Origin of the sequence: Actinoplanes sp. NPDC051346 (genome assembly GCF_040682215.1) — a bacterium.
Lineage (GTDB): Bacteria > Actinomycetota > Actinomycetes > Mycobacteriales > Micromonosporaceae > Actinoplanes.
In genome coordinates, this window is record NZ_JBFBAJ010000005.1 from 423223 (window position 1) to 442761 (window position 19539).

Consider the following 19539-nt stretch of genomic DNA (forward strand, 5'->3'; position numbering starts at 1 on the left):
CCATGGCGCGGCGATCCGGAGCACGTCATCGTCAAGGATTCGTCGTGCCGCACGCTCGCATCTCGTACTGGCATCTCCCGATGGTCGTCCGCAACAACATCGAGGACGTCACCGGATCAGTCTTCTCAGCCCCGCCGGTGGACAACGGCCTGAACAGCTCGGTCGCTGCTCTGTTGCACACACCGAACGGTCGGTTCTTCGTGAAGGCGTTGCCGTCTGATCATCGCTGGGCATGGACGCAAGCGCGGGAGGCGGAGATCGCTCCGCACGTACACCCATTGGGTCCGGCGTTGCAAGCGCGAGTGGTTGAACTCGGCTGGGATGTCCTGGTCTTCGAAGCGCTGGAAGGGCACCAAGCAGATTACGCCCCCGGCTCACCCGACCTGCCGCATGTCGCGAACCTTCTCACGCACGTCGGTCAGCTTGCCTGCCCTGACATCGCATTGCGGCACGCTGAGCAACGCCTCCGGGCGTACGCCGATCCAAATGACCTGCATTACTTCGCCGGTGGGGCACTGCTGCACACCGACCTGAACTACGGCAACGTCATCGTCGGCGACGATAGGGCGCGCATCGTTGACTGGGGTTGGGCGACGCGCGGTGCGCCGTGGCTCGATGCCGCCTACTGGGTTGTCTGGCTCGTCGCCGCTGGGCACGGGCCCAATGCCGCGGAATGGTGCGCCGCGAAGGTGCCCGCCTGGCGTTCAGCTCCGGATAAAGGAGTAACTGCGTTCGCGGCGGCGAACGCAAAGATTTGGGCCGAAGCCGGCGGATCGGATCCAGATCCGTGGACTCGCCGAATGGTCGAAGCGTCGACAGCGTGGAGCAACTATCGGCTTGCCCCGAACGGTGCCTGACCCGCGCCGACCTCGAGGAATACGTATCCGCGCGATCGACGAGGACCGAAACGCCCTGGTAGATCAGGGGATTGGCGCGCCCGGCAGGATTCGAACCTGCGACCGACGGATTAGAAGTCCGTTGCTCTATCCGCTGAGCTACGAGCGCCTGGCCTGCACATACTAGAGTCCAGGCGCCGTCATGGCGAGCCAGATGTCAGACCGTCGGTGTGTCCGCTTTGTCGCTGACAGTTTCGGCAGCCCTCGCCGCCTCGGCCTCCACCCTTGCCGTTGCCTCCGGGCTGTCCTCCGGGGCCGGCGGGATTTCCTCCAGCGGCGTTCCCCGTGGCGGCATGAACGCGTCCACCCAGCGGCCGAGCTCGCGGAACACCTCCTCGCGGACCTCCTTGCCCGACAGCGTCAGATCGTGCATGCCGCCGTCGAAGCGGGCGATCGTCACCCGCGGTCCGAGTCGTGGCGCCCATCTGACGATGTGTTCCACATCGAGAACCGAGTCGGTCACCCGAGCGTCTTCCGACCATGCTCTACCCCGATAGGTACGCGTGGAGCACGCGACCAACACCGGGGCGTTCACCGCCAGTCCAGCGCGCAGGCGGGCCTGGCCACGGCGGATCGCTTCGAGCCATCCCATGCGTACGGGGAAGCCCAGCAGCGGCTTCCAGTCGAGCTCGTACGTCCACTCGCCACGGTGATCGGAGTGCAGGCTCTGCCCATACACGCCGAGGGTGCCCACTGGCAGCGCGCGGTAGGGGTTGCGTGTGCTCGTACGCCCGACAAGCTTGACCAGAGGGCGGCGCAGCAGCCACGGCACGTTGAAGTCGAAGAACGGGCTGTTGAGGAAGAGGCCGTCGACGATGCCGCGGTCGCTGCGGGCGTGGGACCACAGGGAAGTGATCAGACCACCGGTGGAGTGGCCCGCGACCAGCAGTTGGTCGTGGCCGTCCTGCTCGCGGATGATGCGGGCAGCCTCGTCGAGCTCCGGGAAGTATTCCGTCAGGCTGCGGGCGAAGTTCGGCGTCTGGTGGGGGAGCAGGCTGCGGCCGTACTTGCGCAGGTCGAGCGCGTAAAAGTCCCAGCCGCGTTCGACGAAGAAGTCCGCCAGGTGGGTCTGGAAGAAGTAGTCGACGAAGCCGTGCACATACAGCACCGCGCGCCGTGAGGGGGTCTCCCCGCGGCGCCGCACGAGGGTCGCGACTACCGGCCCCTCGTCGTCGGTGCCCAGGTCGATGGTGTGCCGCTCATACGGCGGGCCCAGGACGTCGATCTCCACGCCCGTCAGGTTACCCAAGGGTAGGGGTGTGAGCGCCATAGCAGATTCGGTCGATCTTCCAGAGTTTTCCCCATCGCGCACTCGTCCACAGGCTGGCGCCCGACTTTCAGCGGCCGAGGTGGCATCCGCTGCACGCTCTTCGCACGAACTTCGACCGATTGAGGAGAAACGATGTTCGACACCAATATTGTCGTGATCGGCAACGTGCTCACCGCGCCGGAATGGCGGCGGACGGCCAGCTCCAACACCCTCGTGGCCAACTTCCGGGTGGCGTCGACGGCACGCCGGATGGACAGGGAGACCGGCCGCTGGGTCGACGGCAACCACCTTCGCGTACGCGTCAACTGCTGGCGCCGCCTCGCCGAGGGGGTGGCGTCCTCCGTCACGGTCGGCGACCCGGTCGTGGTGGCGGGACGCCTCTACACCCGCGACTGGACGGACTCGGAGGGCAACCTGCGAACGACGTACGAGATGGAGGCGGTCTCCGTCGGCCACGACCTGTCCCGCGGCCGCGCCAAGTTCTTCCGCACCAGGTCGGCCGCGACCGCGGCCGTAGAAAACCCCGAATCGGCCGACAACGTACGCGGCGAGGCGGCCACGCCGATCCCGGACACCGACGCCCCCGCGGTGTACGGCGAAGGCCTCCCCGACGGCGACGAACCCACCTTCGACGACGTGCCGGCGCGCACCCCAGACGGACTCGACGCGGTGCCGGCGTTGCGTGGCGGCGCCTTCGAGCCGTTCGACACGGGGGTGGCCGTGTCTGCCCACACAGCCCGGGCTACCGACCAACCGTCTGACGCGGTCGCGGCGACTCTGAGAAAGGAAGCGGAGATGCTCGTCGAGCCCCTCACCGACGACGCGCAGAGCGCCAGCCCTGCCACCGCACCGGCCCTTTCCGCGTCCACGACTTCAGCCTCAACCGGCTCGGTCGCTTCCGCCGCGACCAACTCGGCCAGTCCGGCTTCCGGCTCGGCGGCTTCGCCCTCAACCGGATCGCTCGCTTCTGCTCCCGGCTCGGCGACTTCGACGTCAACCGGATCGGCGGGTGCTGGTCGCGGCCCGGCACTGTCGACCTCTGCCGGCTCGGCGGCTCCAAGTTCCACCGCTTCGTCCGCCGACGAAGCCGCTTCCGCCCGGCAGGGCCGCGTCGAGCAGACCTCCGCCGAGCCGGCGGACCGTCGGGTAGCGGCCGAGCCGAGTCCCCGACGCGTGCGGGGACGGACTTCGCGCCGCCAGCCGGTCGCTGCCTGACCCGCCACGGGCTGCCGCCGTTTCGCTGCCACCACCCCCGCGGCACTGGAACGGCGGCGCCAGCCCCAGCCCTCACCCCTGACGGGCCGATCCGACCGGCGCCGAACCTCCGCGGCCGCCGACGATCCGCCCGATCGGGTGCGGCGAGGGCTGGCAGCCGGAGCCTGCGCCAGGGTCGGGCGCGGGCATCCGGCCCGCCCGGGTGGGTGTTCGGTGGTCGGCACCCACCTGGGCGGCATAGCCGCTCGTCGCACCGGGCGCGAGCGAGCGGCCGAGTCCCGGTCGCCGCCCCCCGGCGGCGACCGGGCTCATCCCCACCCGAACCGAGCCCCCACCGGCCGCGCGGGCTCTGATCGGCCGCGCCGGCTCTGATCGGCCGCGCCGGCTCTGATCGGCCGCGCCGGCTTCGATCGGACTCGCCACCGACCGAACCCGTGCGGCCTCTGATCGGCTGCGGCGTTGCCGATCGACCCGTGCCGTCTTTGATCGGCCGCGGCGTCCCAGATCGACTGCGGCGCGTCTGGTCGGCTGGCGTTGCCGATCGGCTGCGCCGCCCCCGAACAGCCGGTGGGCCACAAGGGGTGAGCTCGTGGTCCACCGGCCGGGCGGGCGGATGTGAGTGACATCCGTTCGTCCGCGCTGTCCTGCCCTTCCCGTGGTGGCACCCGGAAACGGCTCGGCGCCACCCCCAGGGCAACGCCGAGCCCACCCGAGGCGGACAGCGAAACCCGGCCGCCGCCGGCCCAGTCCGTCCCGGCGGCGGCCGGCCTCCTCGCGGTGCCTGGCCTCCTCGCGGTGCCTGGCCTCCTCGCGGTGCCTGGCCTCCTCGCGGTGCCTGGCCTCCTCGCGGTGCCTGGCCTCCTCGCGGTGCCCGGCCTCCTCGCGGTGCCCGGCCTCCTCGCGGTGGCCGGTCTGCGCGCTCGCCGGTTCGGAGTGTGGCGGCCGCTCCCGAGCACGGCGGAGGGTCCGGACTGAGGTGGCCGGTCCCGAGCGTGGGGTTGGTCCGGATTGTGGTGGCCCGTCCCTGGCGTGACGCAGGTGACCCGCTCCGGCAGCGCTCGACGCGGCACGAAAACGCCCGGTGGTGGCTTCCCGCCGCAGGGCCGCATGCGGGCAATATCCAGGCACTGCGAAACGGTGCGACGACGCTCATTAGGGTGGTCAGATGGGACGAGCAAGGCGGGCCGCGATAGGTGCCGACGCGGCCGGGATCGTGGCGGGTTATGTGCTGGATTCCGTGTTCGGTGATCCGCGGCGCCTCCATCCCGTCGCCGGCTTCGGCCGTGCCGCCGCCGCGCTCGAGCAGCGTCTCTATTCCCCGACCAGGCGTGCCGGCACAGCCTTCGCCGTCATCGCCGCCGGTGTTCCGATGGCGGCAGGCGTTGGTCTCTCCCTGGTTACGCGTCGGTGCCCGCCCGCCCGGGCCGTCCTGGTGGCCGCCGCGACCTGGACGGTGCTCGGTGGGCGGACGTTGCGGCGGGAATCCCGGGTCATGGCGGGTCATCTGGAGAGCGGCGACCTCGACGCCGCGCGGGGACGGCTCAACCATCTCTGCGGACGCGACCCCTCAGCCCTCGACGAGCCCGAACTGGCGCGCGCCACCGTCGAGTCCGTCGCCGAGAACACCTCCGATGCCGTGGTGGCCCCGTTGCTCTGGGGCGGTGTCGCCGGGCTACCCGGACTGCTCGGCTATCGCGCGGCGAACACCTTGGACGCAATGGTCGGACATCGCAATTCCCGATATGACCGGTTCGGTACGGCGTCCGCCAGGCTCGATGACGTGCTCAACCTCGTGCCTGCACGGCTGACCGGCCTGCTGACGATCGCCGTCGCGCCGCTCGTGCGGGGGCGGCCCGGGGAGGCGCTGCGCGTGTGGCGGCGGGACAGGCTCGATCATCCGAGTCCCAACGCGGGGCAGTGTGAGTCGGCGATGGCTGGAGCGCTGGGCGTTCGGCTGGGGGGACGTAACGTCTACTTCGGACGTACGGAAACGCGGCCTTTCTTGGGTGACGGGCCGCGGCCGTCCGCCGCCCACTTGCGTAAGGCGGCACGCGTCTCCGGCGCGGTCGGGTTGGCGGCAGCCGCGATCGGGGCGGGAATGGCCCTGGTCCGGGGTCTGGCCGGGGGGCGTCGATGAGCGGCGGTCTGTTGGTTGCCGGCACTACCTCCGACGCCGGGAAGAGCGTGCTCACTGCCGGGATCTGCCGGTGGCTGCATCGTCGGGGTGTCAACGTGGCCCCGTTCAAGGCGCAGAACATGTCGAACAACTCGGTGGTGGTGGTCGGCGCCGACGGGCGTGGTGGCGAGATCGGGCGGGCGCAGGCGATGCAGGCCGCCGCCTGCGGGATCGCGCCGGACATTCGGTTCAATCCCGTGCTGCTCAAGCCCGGCAGCGATCTTTCCAGCCAGGTGGTGCTGCTCGGCGAGGCCGTCGACACGGTCACCGCCGGCAACTATCGCGCGTTGCGACCGAAGCTTGCCGAGACTGCGTACGCGACTCTTGCCGCGTTGCGGGCGGAGTACGACGTCGTCATCTGTGAGGGCGCCGGGAGTCCGGCCGAGATCAACCTGCGGGACGGCGACTTCGTCAACATGGGGCTCGCGCGGCAGGCAGGCCTTCCGACGATCGTGGTCGGCGACATCGACCGGGGTGGCGTCTTCGCGGCGTTCTTCGGGACCGTGGCGCTGCTCAGTCCCGAGGATCAGGCGCTGGTCAGCGGCTTCGTCATCAACAAGTTCCGGGGCGATCTCGGCCTGTTGCGGCCCGGGTTGGACATGATTACCGCGGCGACGGGGCGGCCGGTGCACGGCGTGCTGCCGTTCGACCTCGATATCTGGCTCGATGCCGAGGACTCTTTGGCCTACGGCAGGACGCTCGGCCGGCCGGCTCAGCCGCGCGGCACCGAATGGTTGCGGGTCGCCGTGGTGCGGCTTCCGCGCATTTCCAACGCCACCGACGCGGAGGCGTTGGCCACCGAGCCGGGAGTGCGCGTGCGGCTCACGGTCGAGCCCGCCGAGATCGCGGACGCCGACCTCGTCGTCCTGCCCGGGTCGAAGGCCACCGTCAGCGACCTGGCGTGGCTGCGCGAGACCGGCCTGGCCGACGCGATCCGCGTGCACGCCGCCTCCGGCAAGCCTTTGGTCGGCATCTGCGGCGGCTTCCAGATGCTCTCCGAGACCATCCACGACGAGGTCGAGAGCCGCCGCGGCACCGTTGCGGGCCTCGGATTGCTGCCCGTCGAGATCACCTTCGGGGCGCGCAAGACCCTGGCCCGTTCGCGCGGCGCGGCCTGGGAGCAAGTCCCGGTCGCCGGATACGAGATCCATCACGGGTACGTCTCCAGCGGCGCACCGGAGCCTCTTCTCCGATACGCGGACGGCGCACCCGAGGGAGCCGTCGTCGGCGCCGTCTGCGGCACGCACTGGCACGGCGCCTTCGAATCCGACGAATTCCGCCGCCGCTTCCTGACTCAGGCCGCGCGGCAGGCGGGCCGGCACGGTTTCGTGGTGGCTCCCGACACCCGCTTCGCCGACGTACGCGAGAAGGCGCTCGACACCCTCGGCGACCTCGTCGAGCAACACCTCGACACGGATGCGCTCTGGCGGCTGATCGAGTCAGGCCCACCCGCTGGCCTCCCCTTCATCCCGCCGGGAGCCCCGGTGAGTGACTTCCCGCCTGGGGTGCCCGGTGAGTGACTTCCCGCCTGGGGTGCCCGGTGAATAGCTTTCCGCCTGGGGTGCCCGGTGAATAGCTTTCCGTCGGGAGCGCCCGATGGGTGACTTTGCCGATCTTGCCGCGCGGATTCTGGCGACCGAGCCCCGGCTCGGTCCCGTTCGACTCGTCGCCGTCGACGGGCCGAGCGGCGCGGGCAAGAGCTGGTTCGCCGGACGGCTGGCGAAGGCCGCCGACATTCCGGTCGTGCACACCGACGATCTGCTCGACGGCTGGGACGACCAATTCACCTTCTGGGACCGGCTCGAGGAACAGGTGCTGGAGCCGCTGCGGCGCGGCCGTGCCGCCACCTATCTGCGCTACCTGTGGCATCGGCAGGCGTTCGGCGGCAGCCCTGTCACTGTTGAGCCTGCTGCGGCCGTACTTATCGAAGGGGTCTCGTCCGCACGCCGGGCGATCCGGCCGGAGCTTTCTTTCTCGGTTTTTGTCACGGCCCCGGCCGACATGCGGTGGCGGCGGGCCTTGGCGCGGGACGGGCGCGACGATGTTGCCTTTCGGGCGTACCTTGAGCGCTGGCGCGCTGCCGAGTATGAGCACTTCGCCGCGGAGGGCACCGCCGCGCACGTAGATCTGCTGGTCGACGGCGCGGTGGAAGGATCCGGCAACCGTTACGAGGCGTTGCGCCAGCCGCCTCATTGGCCACGATCTGCTGTGTGAGCAGCGGGAACGGGGACGACGATGACGACCGACGACGACAACCGGCCGGCGCGGCGACGGGTCACGCTGACCGGCATCAGTTCCCGGGCGTGGGAGCACCCGGCGGATCGTGGTGCGCTGACGGCTCTGCGTGAGTTGCGTGGTTTCGACGATGTGGTGAAGGCGTTCTTCGGCATGTGGAACGAGCGCGGCTTCCGCCTGCAGTTCCTGGCCGGTGCGATCCGCGTCGATCACCGCCAGTATCCGCGGGTCTACCAGCGGTTCACCGAGGCTGCGACAGCCCTCGACGTCGCCGAGCTCCCTGAGCTGTACGTCAGCCAGGATCCGGTGATCAACGGGCAGGCGATCGGCATGGACAAGCCGTTCATCATGATCACCTCCGCCGCGGTGGAGAAGCTGGAGGACGACGAGCTGCGCGCCCTGCTCGGGCATGAGATCGGCCATGTACGCAGCGGTCACGCGGTCTACAAGACGATCATGATGATCCTGACCCGCTGGGCCGCCAATCTGAGCTGGCTGCCGATCGGGGCGATCGCCCTGCGTGCCATCATCGCGGCGATGTTCGAGTGGTGGCGCAAGGCCGAGCTTTCCGCCGACCGCGCCGGCCTGCTCGCGGGCCAGGACCCGGCCGCCTCGACCCGCCTGCTGATGAAGCTGGCCGGCGGCGGCGACCTTTCGCAGATCGACACGGCCGCGTTCCTCGAGCAGGCAGCCGAGTATGAGAGCGGGGGCGACCTGCGCGACAGCATCCACAAACTCGGCATGACCGCGTGGAGCAGCCACCCCGTGCCGGTGGCGCGCGCCGCTGAGCTGCGCAAGTGGATCGATTCCGGGGACTACGGGCGGATCCTCGGCGGCGAATATCCGCATCGCGACTCCGACGGCGACGCCTCGGTCTCCGAGGACGTGAAGGCGGCCGCCGACTCCTACCGGCAGAGCTTCAGCGAATCCCAGGATCCCCTGGTCGGGCTCCTGCGCAAGGTCGGCGACGGCGCCGCTGACCTGGCCGGATCGGCGGCCCGTGGCGCTCGGGACTGGGCGTCCTCCGCCGGCCGTCGGCGCGGTGAGGACCCGCCGCCGCCGTCGAACTGATCAGGCCCGACCCGTTGTTCCGATCGGGCCCGACCCGTTGTCCACAGGCCCGCGAAGCGGCCCGGCACCCGGCCGGGCCGCGGGCCTAGGATCAGGGTATGAGCCTGACTGAAGACGAACTGCGCGCCGCGATCGCGCGGGAGCTGCCCGGTGTCCGCGCCGACCTCGAACGGCTGGTCCGCATTCCCGGGATCGCGTTCGACGGTTTCGACCACTCGCACGTCGAGCGGTCCGCCGAGGCCGTCGCCGAGCTGCTGCGCGGCTGCGGGCTCGACGTGCAGATCGTCCGGGCCGGCGGCGGTCACCCCGCGGTCATCGGCCGCAAGGCCGCGCCGGCCGGGGCGCCGACCGTTCTGCTCTACGCACACCATGACGTCCAGCCCGCCGGCGACCCCGCACTGTGGACCAGTGACCCGTTCGAGCCGGTCGAGCGCGACGGGCGGCTCTACGGCCGCGGCGCCGCCGACGACAAGGCCGGCGTGATGGCGCATGTCGCCGCTCTCCGGGCCTTCGGCGACGAGCTGCCGGTCGGCGTCGTGCTGTTCATCGAGGGCGAGGAGGAATACGGCTCCGACTCCCTCGACGAGATCGTCCAGACCCACAAGGAGCTGCTGCGCTCCGACGTGATCGTGATCGCCGACTCGGGCAACTGGGACATCGGCGTGCCCGCCCTGACCACCTCGCTGCGCGGGCTTGTCAACTGCTTCGTCGAGGTCAGCACCCTGCAGAGCGCTGTGCACAGCGGCATGTTCGGGGGTCCGGTGCCCGACGCGCTCACCGCGCTTTCCCGCCTGATCAGCACCCTGCACGACGACGACGGTGAGGTCGTGGTCGACGGTCTGGTCGGTCGCGAGGGCGCGACGGTCGACTACCCGGAGGACCGCTTCCGCCACGAGGCCGGCATCCTCGACGGCGTCAAGCTCGTCGGCAACGGCCGGCTCACCGACCGCATCTGGACCAAACCGGCGATCGCGGTGCTCGCCATCGACGCCCCGAGGACCAGCGAGGCACCCAATGCCCTGGTGCCCAAGGCCAAGGCCAAGCTGAGCGTACGGCTGGCGCCCGGCGACGACGCCGTCTCGGCGTATGCGGCGATCCGCGCACACCTCGAGAAGTACGTGCCGTGGGGCGCCCACGTCGAGGTGACGCTGGAGAGCGGGGGCGCGCCGTGCGTCATCGACGCGACCGGCCCGGCGTTCGACGCGGCCCGCGCGGCGTTCGCCACCGCCTGGGACGGCGTCGCGCCGGTCGACATGGGTGTCGGCGGCTCGATCCCGTTCATCGCCACTTTCCAGGAGCTCTTCCCACAGGCGGCGATCCTGGTCACCGGCGTCGAGGACCCCCACGCCAGCGCGCACGGGCCCAACGAGAGTCTGCATCTCGGCGAGTTCGCGAGGGTGTGCCTGGCCGAGGCCCTGCTGCTGCGCAACGTGGCAGAGCTGGAGCGGTGACGTGACGGCCCCGGCCCCGGGTGGAGCCCGGCCAAGCTGCGACGTACTGGTGGTCGGCGCCGGCCCCACCGGGCTGATGCTGGCGAACTGGCTGGTCAAACTCGGGGTCCGGGTCATTGTGGCCGACGGCAAGCAGGGGCCGACCCGGGAATCACGGGCGTTGGTGGTGCAGGCCCGCAGCCTCGAGGTGTATGACCAGCTCGGCATCGCCGACAAGGTGCTGGCGGCGGCGCAACGGGCGCGGGCGCTCGCGCCGGGCTTCGGCGGACGGGCGTTCGGCCGGATCCCGCTGGGGCGACTGGGCGAGGGCCTCACGCCGTACCCATGGATCGAGGTCTTGGAGCAGAGTCGCAACGAAGAGATTCTCTACGAGAATCTCTTGGCTCTCGGCGGCGCCGTTCGCTGGGGCGCCGCCGTCTCCTCGGTCGCCCCGGGCGGCGGCGGGGTCGAGGCGGTGATCGACGGGGAGACGATCACGGCGCGCTTCTGCGTCGGCGCGGACGGCGCCAATTCCATCGTCCGCAAGGCCTGCGGGATCGGCTTCGACGGAGTGACCAATCCTCACCTGTTCTACGTGATCGACGCGACGGCCGTGACCGGGCTCGTCGAGGAGGCGATCAACGTACGGCCGGGCACCGACGACTTCCTTCTCGGCTTCCCGATGACCGGCAGCGGCAACTGGCGGCTGATCGGCCTCGTGCGCGATGACGACGGCGACGGCGCGGTGGGGGAGCAGGACGCCCGCGCGCGGATCCGCCGCGATTTCACCGTCGCGTATGGCGACGCCCGCTGGTTCGCCACCTATCGCGTGCATCACCGCGTGGCGGCGTCCTTCCGCGACGGCCCGTTCTTCCTCGCCGGTGACGCCGCCCACGTCCACTCGCCGGTGGGCGGGCAGGGCATGAACACCGGGCTGCAGGACGCGCACAACCTGGCGTTCAAGCTTGCCGACGTCATCCACGGCCGGGCGGGACTGTCCTGGCTGGACCGCTACGAAGCCGAGCGTCGACCGGTAGCCCGGACGCTTGTGGCGACGACCGACCGCCTCTTCGGCTTCATCACCTCCCAGCGGACGTCGCTGCGGGTGCTGCGCCGAGCCATCGTGCCGCTGCTGGCCCCGGTGGGCGTCCGCGCGTTGCCGGGCTCGTCGGGCGGATCGCGCCTTTTCCAGTATGTGTCCCAGACGCGCATTCGCTATCCGATGTTGCCGGACGCACCCCGTGACCCCGTGGTGGGACGGCGGCTGCCATGGACGGGCGACAACTATGCGGTCCTGCGCGCCGTGGAGTGGCAGGTCCACTCGTACGGCGGGGTGAGCTCCGCGCCCGACCTCGGATTGCCGACGCACGTCTTCGAGCCGGCACCGCAGACGGCGCTGAAGAAAGACCTGCTGTATCTGGTGCGCCCGGACGGATTCGTCGCCGCGGCCGCGCCGCCGGAGGAAGCCGCGGAGGCGTTCCGTCGCGCCATGCCGTCACAAGACTGATCCTGACGCGGGTTCTCCCGCGCTTGTCCTCTCGGGTCGTGACGGCCGAAGGCTTCGCCGGCGACGACGCGCTGCTGGTGGAAATCGACTTCGGAGACAGCGTTTCGAAGACCGTGCTGGTGCGTAAGGGCGACGTGGGGACCGAGGTCTACAGAAAGCCGGTCGCGTGCGACTCGGCAATCCGTGCGCTGGGCGTCAAAGCCGCGAGTCGGCTCTGACGGCCTCCGCGTGAGGGGCGGCGGGTGTCGCCTATGGGCTCCTCGGGGCGTCGGTCGCGACCCCGGTTCGCTTGATCGGATGAGTTTGCTGCGGAAGGGAGGTCAGCCTTGATAGCATTCGAACATGAGTTCGAATGATGCCTTCGAGGTGCTCCGCGCCGCCGGCAGTGCTCTGGGAGACATCGACGTCTCCGGGTGGGACGACACCCTACTCACCGACCGCCTCGCGGAGCTCTCCGCACTCCTCTGTCAGCTCGACGCCCAGCTCAGTCGCGTTGCCGACGCGGTTCGGGCCCGGGGGTTCCGCATCGTTGAGCCGGTCGCCGCTTGATCTTGGTTCGCGTTTATCTGCCTTCGGAACGTGTGCCTGTTGCTGAGCGGGCACGACGAGACGAGTGGCAGGGCCGCCGCCGGTGTCAGCCGGGTTTCGTCGCCACGAAGCCTGGAGGGACGGCAGGCGGACCGCCGGGGTCCCTCTGACCCGGTGGTGGTCCGGGCCGGCCCGCATGTCCCTGAAGGCCGGCCCGGCAAGCTTCGCCCCCGGTGCGGGGACTGCTGCTCGGGCTTCCCGGTGACCGTCACGAACCGTGAGGGATTCGCTGCCAGTCTCGACCGACTCTCCGTCGGTCTGTGCCGGGTGAGAGGGAGGTTCCCTCTCGGGCCAGTCGCGCCGCGGGTCGCCCGCGGATCCGGCCATCCGGGCCGTCCGGACGTGCTTCACGGGGGAGCGCGTCTCGACGGCCCGGAAAATGTCGTAGGTGGCTGCCAGGATGAGTCCGTGCAGTTCTTGGACCTGGCAGCCACCTCGGCAGCCGTCACCGCCGTCTCGGGCCGTAAGGCGAAGATCGACCTGCTCGCCGACGCCCTGCGACGCCTCGACCCGGAGGAGATCGCCCCCGGGTCGGCCTATCTCGCCGGCGAGCTGCGGCAGCGGCAGACCGGGGTCGGCTATGCGAGCCTCCGGGAGCTGCCGCCACCGGCCGCCGAGCCGAGCCTGACCGTCGCCGAGGTCGACGCGCGGATCGCCGAGATCTCCGTGGTGTCCGGTGCCGGCTCGCAGGCCCGCCGTCGCGACCTGCTGGCCGGGCTGTTCAGCCGGGCCACCGCGGACGAGCAGCGGCATCTCGTCGGGCTCTTCGGCGGTGAGCTGCGCCAGGGTGCCCAGTCCGGCCTGCTCGCCGACGCGATCGGCCGGGCCGCCGAGGTTCCGGTGGCCGCCGTTCGCCGGGCGCTGCTGCTCTCCGGCGATCTCAAACAGGTGGCAGTTGCCGCCCTCGCCGGCGGCGCCCCCGCGCTGGCCGAGATCAGCCTGCGGGTCGGCACACCGCTCACCCCGATGCTGGCGAGCAGCGCCCCCGACGTCGGGGCGGCCCTGATCGCCACCGGCTCGCCCGCCACCGCCGATGTGAAGCTCGACGGGATCCGCATCCAGGTGCACCGCTCCGGCGACGAGGTGGCCGTCTTCACGCGCAGCCTCGACGACATCACCGCGCGGCTGCCCGAGGTTGTCGCCGCGGCTCGCGCGCTGCCCGTCAGCGAACTCGTGCTCGACGGTGAGGCGATGGCCCTCGACGCCACCGGCCGGCCCCGCCCGTTCCAGGAGACCTCCAGCCGCGCGGCCACCCGCGGCGCCCGCCGGGGCGGCAAGGGTGGCCAGAGCGGCACCGGCGGCCCCGAGTTGCCGGCGCTCGTGCCGTTCTTCTTCGACCTGCTCCACGTCGACGGCACCGATCTGCTGGACGAGCCGGGCCGCGTCCGCTGGTCGGCGCTCGCCGACGTCCTCCCGGCCGACCTCATCGTCGGCCGCCGCACGGTCGAGACCCCGGAGCAGGCCCAGGAGGCCTTCGCCGCGGCGCTCGCCGCTGGCCAGGAGGGCGTCGTGATCAAAGCTCAGGAGGCCCCGTACGACGTGGGTCGGCGCGGTGCCGCCTGGGTCAAGGTGAAGCCCCGTCACACCCTCGACCTCGTGGTCCTGGCGGTGGAGTGGGGCCACGGCCGCCGCAAGGGCTGGCTGTCCAACCTGCACCTGGGTGCGCGCGACCCCCGAACGGGCGGCTTCGTAATGCTCGGCAAGACGTTCAAGGGCCTGACCGACGAGCTGTTGCGCTGGCAGACCGAGCGCCTCAAGGAGTTGGCCGTCGACGACTCCGGCTGGGTGGTGACGGTCCGGCCCGAACAGGTCGTCGAGATCGCCTTCGACGGGGTGCAGACGTCACCCCGCTACCCGGGCGGCGTGGCGTTGCGGTTCGCCCGGGTCCTGCGCTACCGCGGCGACAAGCGAGCAGAGGAGGCAGACACGATCGACATGGTCAAGGCACTCGGCCTTCCAGCACCCCCGGAAGCGTGACCGATCTGGCCTTTTGCCGCTCGGGCAGGTGGCGTTTCGGTGTGCCTCGAGGCTCAATCCGCCTGACCCGGGGCCTGCGTCCTCCGCTGCATGACAAAGTCCGCAGCACTGGCACCACCACGCGCGGACATGACGCCGAGAAGCCCCAGAATCCTTATCGGAGGCCGGATGCCCGAGTTGATCGCACCTACCGTCCGCCTGCACAGCGCCTGGCTCGACGCTCACGCGGAATGGGGTCCTGGGCTGCACGAGGACGGCTTCGGCCTGCGACCGTCCGATGAGGTCGACTCGCCGGCCGGATTCGCGGTCTGGGTGGCAAGGCTGACAGCGCAGTCCGGCCCGGCCTCGACCGGCTCGCCCACCCTGGCGGCGGGCAAGCCAACCACCGACCGCCAAAGCACCGAACACCGCTGCCTACACCGATGGATCGTCGAGAACGATCGCGTGCTCGGCGCCACCGCGCTGCGCTACGGCGACGACGACTACCTCCGCTGGGCCGGACACATCGGCTACGGCATCCGCCCGTCTGCCCGCCGACGCGGCCTGGCCACCTGGGCTCTGAACCACATACTCGCCGAGGCACGACGACTCCGCCTCGCTCGCCTACTGGCCGTCTGCGCGGTCGACAACCTCGTCTCGGCGGCGGTGATCGAGCGGTGCGGCGGCGTCTTCGAGACCATCCGGGACACCCCGTTCGGGCCGGCCCGGCGTTACTGGATCGACGTCCCGCACCTACCCGCGTCCTAGATCGCGGCGAGTGACCTGACGTAGTTGACCCGCTGGTGGACGTCCGTGACCTGATCCGGATCCGTCACCGGAATCCGCGCCACGTACTGCCGGGTTTCGTTGGTCACGGTCACCTGCACGGTTCCTCGCGGGATCGGCACTCTCACCAGCAGGAACAGCAGGCTGAACACGGTCAGGACACAGAACCCCAGGATCGAGGCCACGATCGCCCAGGTGGGGACCTTCGTCTCGTGGTGCCAGTAGTCGTTGACCGTCCAGGTGGAGCCCGCGAGCGGGATGTCGCCCGCCGGGGTGTGCACGACCGTGGAGGTCACCCCCAACTCGCCGATCCGCACGATGACCGGACCCGGCGCGACCCACCCGTCCGGGGCGGGCGGGACCGGCGCGAGCCACACTTCCGGGGCAGGCGGGGCCGGAACACTCCACGGGTCGCTCGGGGCCGAATCCTGGGAGTACGTCACCCCGAAAACCCTGGCGGGGCACGGAGACCCACGAAAACCCCGGAAGGGCTCAATCCGACGGCGCCGCCGACATCCGTTGGTCGGCTTCTTCCACCCGGTCCAGCAGCTTCTTCGGCGTGTCCCCGTGGGCTTCCTTGCGGGCCTGCCACCCGTACGCCAGCAGCGCCATGACGGCGAACGCCCACCACTGGACCGCGTACCCGCCGTTCTGCCACGCGTCTTCGTGGTTGATCGGGATCGGGGAGTAGCCCTCCGCCGGCTCGCTGAGCAGCACATATGCCCCGTACACGGGATAGGGGAGCTTTTGCGCCAGCCGCGGCAGCGCGATCCTGCGGGTGTCGATGCGTCCGTCTCGCTCGGCGATGGGCGCCGGGCGGCTTTCCGAGAGGTGGAGCTGGCCGACCACCGTGACCTCGCCCGTCGGGGGCGGTGGCGCTACCGGTGGGGATACCGCGTCGCCGTTGGTGGAGGGGACCCAGCCGCGGTCCACCAGCACCGCCGTACCGTCGGTGAGGATCAGCGGGGTCAGGATCTCGAAGCCGACCTTGCTGTTGACCGTACGGCCGCGGGCCTGGATCTCGTGCGTGGCGTCGTACCGTCCGGTCACGGTGACCTTCGTCCAGGCCTTGTCTTCGCCGGGCTGCGCGCCCAGCGTGCCCGCCGCGGTGGGCTTGACCAGCACGGACGTCAGCGGAGCCGCCGGCGTCGAGTCGGCGGCGTCGATGCGCTCGTTGACCGCGGTGCGCTCGGTGTACCGGTGGAACTGCCAGTTGCCCAGGAACACCATGGCCACCGAGGCGGCCACGGTCAGCGCCGCGGCGGCGAGCCAGCGGGGGGTCAGCAGAAACCGGTACACGACCCGAGGCTACCGACGGGCGCTCGCGCCTGACAGGTAGGGTGCGACTTCCGGCGGTCAATATCACGTCGGCGGCGTTTTCCGTATCCCCGAGGGAGCCATTGATGACCACCCAATCACGTCTGGTGGTGAGCGCCCCCTCGTCTGGGCATGGCAAGACCGCGATCGCGGTGGGGTTGCTGGCCGCCTGCGCCGCGCGGGGTGTGCCCGCCGCCGGCTTCAAGGTGGGGCCCGACCACACCGACGCCGCCTATCTGGGTCTCGCCGCCGGACGGCCGGGGCGCAACCTCGACCCCCGCCTGGTCGGCGCGCAGCGGATCGCCCCCCTCTTCGCCCATGGGGCGGCCGGATCGCAGGTCGCGGTCATCGAGGGCGCGATGGGCCTGTTCGACAGCCTCACCGGCCAACCCGAGATCGACGGTACGGCGGCGGTCGCGGCCGCCCTGCGCGCGCCGGTCCTGCTCGTCGTGGACGTCGCCGCGATGGGGCATTCGCTCGCCGCGCTCGTGCACGGTTTCCGGATGTTCGACGAGATGGTGCACCTCGGCGGCGTCGTGCTCAACCGGGTGGCGTCCCCGCGGCACGAGGAACTGCTGCGCACCGCGCTGGACGACATCGGCATGCCCGTGCTCGGCGCGCTTCGCCGCGGCGACCTGCCCGCGGTGCTGCCGGCCCGCGCGCAGGGGCCGGTGCCCGTCGCGCACCGCACGGTGGAGGCCGTCCGCGCCGTACGCCGATTGGGTGAAACCGTCGCGGAATCCCTGGATCTCGACCGCATCATGGCGCTGGCGGACACCGCGCCGGCGCTCCCCGGCGCGCACTGGTCCCCGGCGGACGCCCTCGCCGAAGCGAGCGGCGAACCACCGGTCCCGCCGGAAAACCGCCCGGTGATCGCCGTCGCCGGCGGCCCCGGCGCGCCGTACACGTACGTGGAGACCGCGGAGCTGCTGACGGCGGCCGGAGCCGACGTGGCGGTGGTCGACCCACTCCGCGACGAGGCCCTCCCGCCCGGAACCCGAGCCTTCATGATCGGCGCGGGACTCCCCGAGGACTACGCGGAGGAGCTCTCGGCAAACCGCCGCCTGTGCGCGGCCGTAGCCCAACTCGCCCACGACGGCGGCCCGATCATCGCCGAGGGAGTGGGCCTGCCCTGGCTCGGCCGCGACTTCGACGGCCGCCCCATGTGCGGAATCCTGGACATCTCCGCGACAACGGGCCCCCAGACGGTCGCCGGCTACCGAGAGGCGACAGCCCCAGCACCCTCCGCGCTGGCACCCGCCGGCGCGCGAATCACCGGCTACAAGCAGCACCGCGCGATCGTGGCCCCGCGCGCCGGTCAGGTCCCGGCATGGACATGGTCGGGAGGCCATCCGGAGGGCTTCGTCTGGCGGCAGGTGCACGCCTCGCAGCTGGGCCTGCACTGGGCCGGCGCGCCGGAGATCGCACGACGGGTCGTGGCGGCCGCGCTGCTCCCGGCTGGGCTCCCGGCCGCTCCCGGAACGCCGGTCAGCGTCTCTCCCGCCGTCGTGCCGGGCGTCGCGGCCGTCGCGGTGCCAGCTCAGCCCGCCTCGCCCGCCCCCACCACCGACCCGGGCGAGGTCACACTGTCACTCTCGGCCGTCTCACCCACACAACCTTGATGAGTACGGCCACACGAGCGCCGTGACACCAAGGCTCGCGACCGCCGAGGCGACCCCAGTGGCGTGACGACATCGTCCGGCTCGGCCCCTTGCGGCCTCGACGCCTCCGCGCCTCGCGCCTCGCGCCTCGCGCATCAGCTTCCCGCACCTCTTGCCCCGCGCCTCCGTGCCTCGTGCCCCGCGCCTAGCGCATCAGCGCCTCGTTCATCAGCTTCCCGCGCCTCCGCGCCCCGTGCCTCGTGCCCCGCGCCTCGTGCCCCGCGCCTCGTGCCCCGCGCCTCGTGCCCCGCGCCTCGTGCCTCGTGCCCCGCGCCTCGTGCCCCGCGCCTCGTGCCTCGTGCCTCGCGCCTCGTGCCCCGCGCCTGCGCGCCCCGCGCATCAGCGCCCCGCGCCCCGCGCATCAGCGCCTGTCCCGCGCGGAGCGCGGAGTCTCCCTGTGCTCAGCGCGAATCTCCCTGCGCCCGGCGTGTCGAGTAACGACACGCCGTCCGGCAATTGTCGCAGGGCGGCCTTACGGTGGGAGGGTCCGCGAGAAGGGAGACGGCCGTGGCAGACCGTGTGCCGCTGGATTTCGACCCGCCGGTCCGTCGGATCCGGGCACTGCTCTTCGGCATCACCGACGGGCACCTCACCGCGCCGACTCCGTGCCCCGATTGGTCGGTCGGTGATCTGCTCGATCACGTGATGGGCCTCTGCCGGGCCTTCACCCAGGCGGCCCAGAAGAAGACCGACGCCGTCACCGCCTCGCCGCCACCACCACCCTCGACGGCCAACCTCACACCCCACTGGCGCAGTCGGCTCCCGGTGGTCCTCGAAGGCCTCGCCACCGCCTGGAAGCAACCGACGGCGTGGGAAGGCACGGCCCAAGCCGGCGGAGTGACCATGCCGGCCGCCGCGATGGGCACGGTGGCGATCAACGAGCTCATCATGCACGGGTGGGACCTCGCCCGGGCGACCGGCCAGGAGTATGCCGCCGACCCCCGCACTCTCGAGCACCTGATCGAGTTCCTGTCCCAGGGCCCGGCGGAGGGCACCCCCGGCCTCTTCGGCCCCGTGGTCGAGACCGACGACGAGGCGACACTCCTCGACCAGGCGTTGGCCCTCGCGGGCCGCGACCCCCGGTGGCGTCCCGCTCCGGCCCCTGCTGACGGGATCCACACGCCCAGCGGCTCGACCGACGCCAAGTGACGGGCGGCCTCGCGGCCCCGCCGCGGTAGATACGGGCCCGGCGGTGTCCCTTGCCCAGCCGGGGCTGTCTCGCCCAGCCGGGGCTGTCTCGCCCAGCCGGGGCATCGCGCTTAGCCGGGGCATTGCGCTTAGCCGGGGGCATCGCGCTTAGCTGGGCGTCACGGCCAGCCCGTCCAGCAGGGGCGGTCCCGCCCAGCCGGGCGACCCGGTGGCCCGCCAATCGCAGCCCCGCCTGGCCGGCGCGGCCCCGCCCCAGCCGGGCGGCCCGATAGCGTCTCGCCT

At 71.3% G+C, this 19539-nt stretch carries 16 protein-coding genes, 1 tRNA gene and 1 pseudogene; 14 read left to right on the forward strand and 4 right to left on the reverse strand.

What is annotated here, in order from left to right:
* The first annotated feature begins 80 nt into the window (after nt 1-80).
* The gene (locus tag AB0M36_RS16045; RefSeq protein ID WP_364157591.1) at nt 81-857 is read left to right on the forward strand and encodes a hypothetical protein; all 777 of its coding nucleotides are present in this window, start codon (nt 81-83) and stop codon (nt 855-857) included.
* A gap of 72 nt (nt 858-929) precedes the next feature.
* Here AB0M36_RS16045 and AB0M36_RS16050 read toward each other — a convergent pair.
* Both AB0M36_RS16050 and AB0M36_RS16055 read right to left on the reverse strand, forming a co-directional pair.
* Nucleotides 930-1005, reverse strand: a tRNA-Arg gene (locus AB0M36_RS16050).
* Nucleotides 1006-1053: 48 nt separating this feature from the next.
* Nucleotides 1054-2127, reverse strand: coding sequence for an alpha/beta hydrolase (locus AB0M36_RS16055; RefSeq protein ID WP_364157594.1), 1074 nt, complete (start codon nt 2125-2127; stop codon nt 1054-1056).
* A gap of 171 nt (nt 2128-2298) precedes the next feature.
* On the opposite strand from AB0M36_RS16055, the pseudogene ssb reads away from it, so the two are divergent.
* The 11 genes and pseudogenes from ssb to AB0M36_RS16110 form a co-directional block, all read left to right on the forward strand.
* Nucleotides 2299-2673 (forward strand): annotated as a pseudogene (gene ssb / locus AB0M36_RS16060) (single-stranded DNA-binding protein); the annotation flags it as partial.
* Between the two features lie 1873 nt (nt 2674-4546).
* Nucleotides 4547-5518 carry a cobalamin biosynthesis protein gene (locus AB0M36_RS16065; protein ID WP_364157597.1) on the forward strand — a complete coding sequence of 324 codons (972 nt, stop codon included), beginning with the start codon at nt 4547-4549 and terminating at the stop codon, nt 5516-5518.
* Nucleotides 5515-7077, forward strand: a complete 1563-nt coding sequence (locus AB0M36_RS16070; RefSeq protein WP_364157600.1) for a cobyric acid synthase — start codon at nt 5515-5517, stop codon at nt 7075-7077. The genes AB0M36_RS16065 and AB0M36_RS16070 overlap by 4 nt, the downstream gene beginning before the upstream one ends.
* 76 nt (nt 7078-7153) lie before the next feature.
* Nucleotides 7154-7771 carry a hypothetical protein gene (locus AB0M36_RS16075; RefSeq protein WP_364157603.1) on the forward strand — a complete coding sequence of 206 codons (618 nt, stop codon included), beginning with the start codon at nt 7154-7156 and terminating at the stop codon, nt 7769-7771.
* Nucleotides 7772-7792: 21 nt separating this feature from the next.
* Nucleotides 7793-8863, forward strand: coding sequence for a M48 family metallopeptidase (locus AB0M36_RS16080; RefSeq protein ID WP_364157606.1), 1071 nt, complete (start codon nt 7793-7795; stop codon nt 8861-8863).
* A 98-nt stretch (nt 8864-8961) separates the two neighbouring features.
* Nucleotides 8962-10314 carry a dipeptidase gene (locus tag AB0M36_RS16085; protein WP_364157609.1) on the forward strand — a complete coding sequence of 451 codons (1353 nt, stop codon included), beginning with the start codon at nt 8962-8964 and terminating at the stop codon, nt 10312-10314.
* Between the two features lies 1 nt (nt 10315).
* A complete protein-coding gene (locus AB0M36_RS16090) occupies nt 10316-11800 on the forward strand; it encodes an FAD-dependent monooxygenase (protein ID WP_364157612.1) in 1485 nt (494 codons plus the stop codon).
* A 38-nt stretch (nt 11801-11838) separates the two neighbouring features.
* Entirely contained in the window at nt 11839-12018 is a 180-nt protein-coding gene (locus AB0M36_RS16095; RefSeq protein WP_364157615.1) for a hypothetical protein, read from the forward strand.
* A gap of 124 nt (nt 12019-12142) precedes the next feature.
* The gene (locus AB0M36_RS16100; protein WP_364157618.1) at nt 12143-12349 is read left to right on the forward strand and encodes a hypothetical protein; all 207 of its coding nucleotides are present in this window, start codon (nt 12143-12145) and stop codon (nt 12347-12349) included.
* A 447-nt stretch (nt 12350-12796) separates the two neighbouring features.
* Nucleotides 12797-14365, forward strand: coding sequence for an ATP-dependent DNA ligase (locus AB0M36_RS16105; protein ID WP_364157621.1), 1569 nt, complete (start codon nt 12797-12799; stop codon nt 14363-14365).
* Between the two features lie 168 nt (nt 14366-14533).
* Entirely contained in the window at nt 14534-15112 is a 579-nt protein-coding gene (locus tag AB0M36_RS16110) for a GNAT family N-acetyltransferase (RefSeq protein WP_364157624.1), read from the forward strand.
* Here AB0M36_RS16110 and AB0M36_RS16115 read toward each other — a convergent pair.
* Together AB0M36_RS16115 and AB0M36_RS16120 are read right to left on the reverse strand one after the other, a co-directional pair.
* Nucleotides 15109-15573, reverse strand: coding sequence for a hypothetical protein (locus tag AB0M36_RS16115; RefSeq protein WP_364157626.1), 465 nt, complete (start codon nt 15571-15573; stop codon nt 15109-15111). The genes AB0M36_RS16110 and AB0M36_RS16115 overlap by 4 nt on opposite strands.
* Nucleotides 15574-15622: 49 nt before the next feature.
* The gene (locus tag AB0M36_RS16120) at nt 15623-16429 is read right to left on the reverse strand and encodes an SURF1 family protein (protein ID WP_364157629.1); all 807 of its coding nucleotides are present in this window, start codon (nt 16427-16429) and stop codon (nt 15623-15625) included.
* Nucleotides 16430-16533: 104 nt separating this feature from the next.
* On the opposite strand from AB0M36_RS16120, the gene AB0M36_RS16125 reads away from it, so the two are divergent.
* Together AB0M36_RS16125 and AB0M36_RS16130 are read left to right on the forward strand one after the other, a co-directional pair.
* The gene (locus tag AB0M36_RS16125; protein WP_364157632.1) at nt 16534-18069 is read left to right on the forward strand and encodes a cobyrinate a,c-diamide synthase; all 1536 of its coding nucleotides are present in this window, start codon (nt 16534-16536) and stop codon (nt 18067-18069) included.
* 546 nt (nt 18070-18615) lie between these two features.
* Entirely contained in the window at nt 18616-19257 is a 642-nt protein-coding gene (locus tag AB0M36_RS16130) for a TIGR03086 family metal-binding protein (protein ID WP_364157635.1), read from the forward strand.
* Nucleotides 19258-19539 lie beyond the last annotated feature (282 nt).

Excerpts from the sequence above, each read along its gene's own strand:
- AB0M36_RS16045 (WP_364157591.1), top strand. The coding sequence starts at position 81 with ATGGTCGTCCGCAACAACATCGAGGACGTCACCGGATCAGTCTTCTCA.
- AB0M36_RS16065 (WP_364157597.1), top strand. The coding sequence starts at position 4,547 with ATGGGACGAGCAAGGCGGGCCGCGATAGGTGCCGACGCGGCCGGGATC.
- AB0M36_RS16070 (WP_364157600.1), top strand. The coding sequence starts at position 5,515 with ATGAGCGGCGGTCTGTTGGTTGCCGGCACTACCTCCGACGCCGGGAAG.
- AB0M36_RS16075 (WP_364157603.1), top strand. The coding sequence starts at position 7,154 with ATGGGTGACTTTGCCGATCTTGCCGCGCGGATTCTGGCGACCGAGCCC.
- AB0M36_RS16080 (WP_364157606.1), top strand. The coding sequence starts at position 7,793 with ATGACGACCGACGACGACAACCGGCCGGCGCGGCGACGGGTCACGCTG.
- AB0M36_RS16085 (WP_364157609.1), top strand. The coding sequence starts at position 8,962 with ATGAGCCTGACTGAAGACGAACTGCGCGCCGCGATCGCGCGGGAGCTG.
- AB0M36_RS16100 (WP_364157618.1), top strand. The coding sequence starts at position 12,143 with ATGAGTTCGAATGATGCCTTCGAGGTGCTCCGCGCCGCCGGCAGTGCT.
- AB0M36_RS16110 (WP_364157624.1), top strand. The coding sequence starts at position 14,534 with ATGCCCGAGTTGATCGCACCTACCGTCCGCCTGCACAGCGCCTGGCTC.
- AB0M36_RS16125 (WP_364157632.1), top strand. The coding sequence starts at position 16,534 with ATGACCACCCAATCACGTCTGGTGGTGAGCGCCCCCTCGTCTGGGCAT.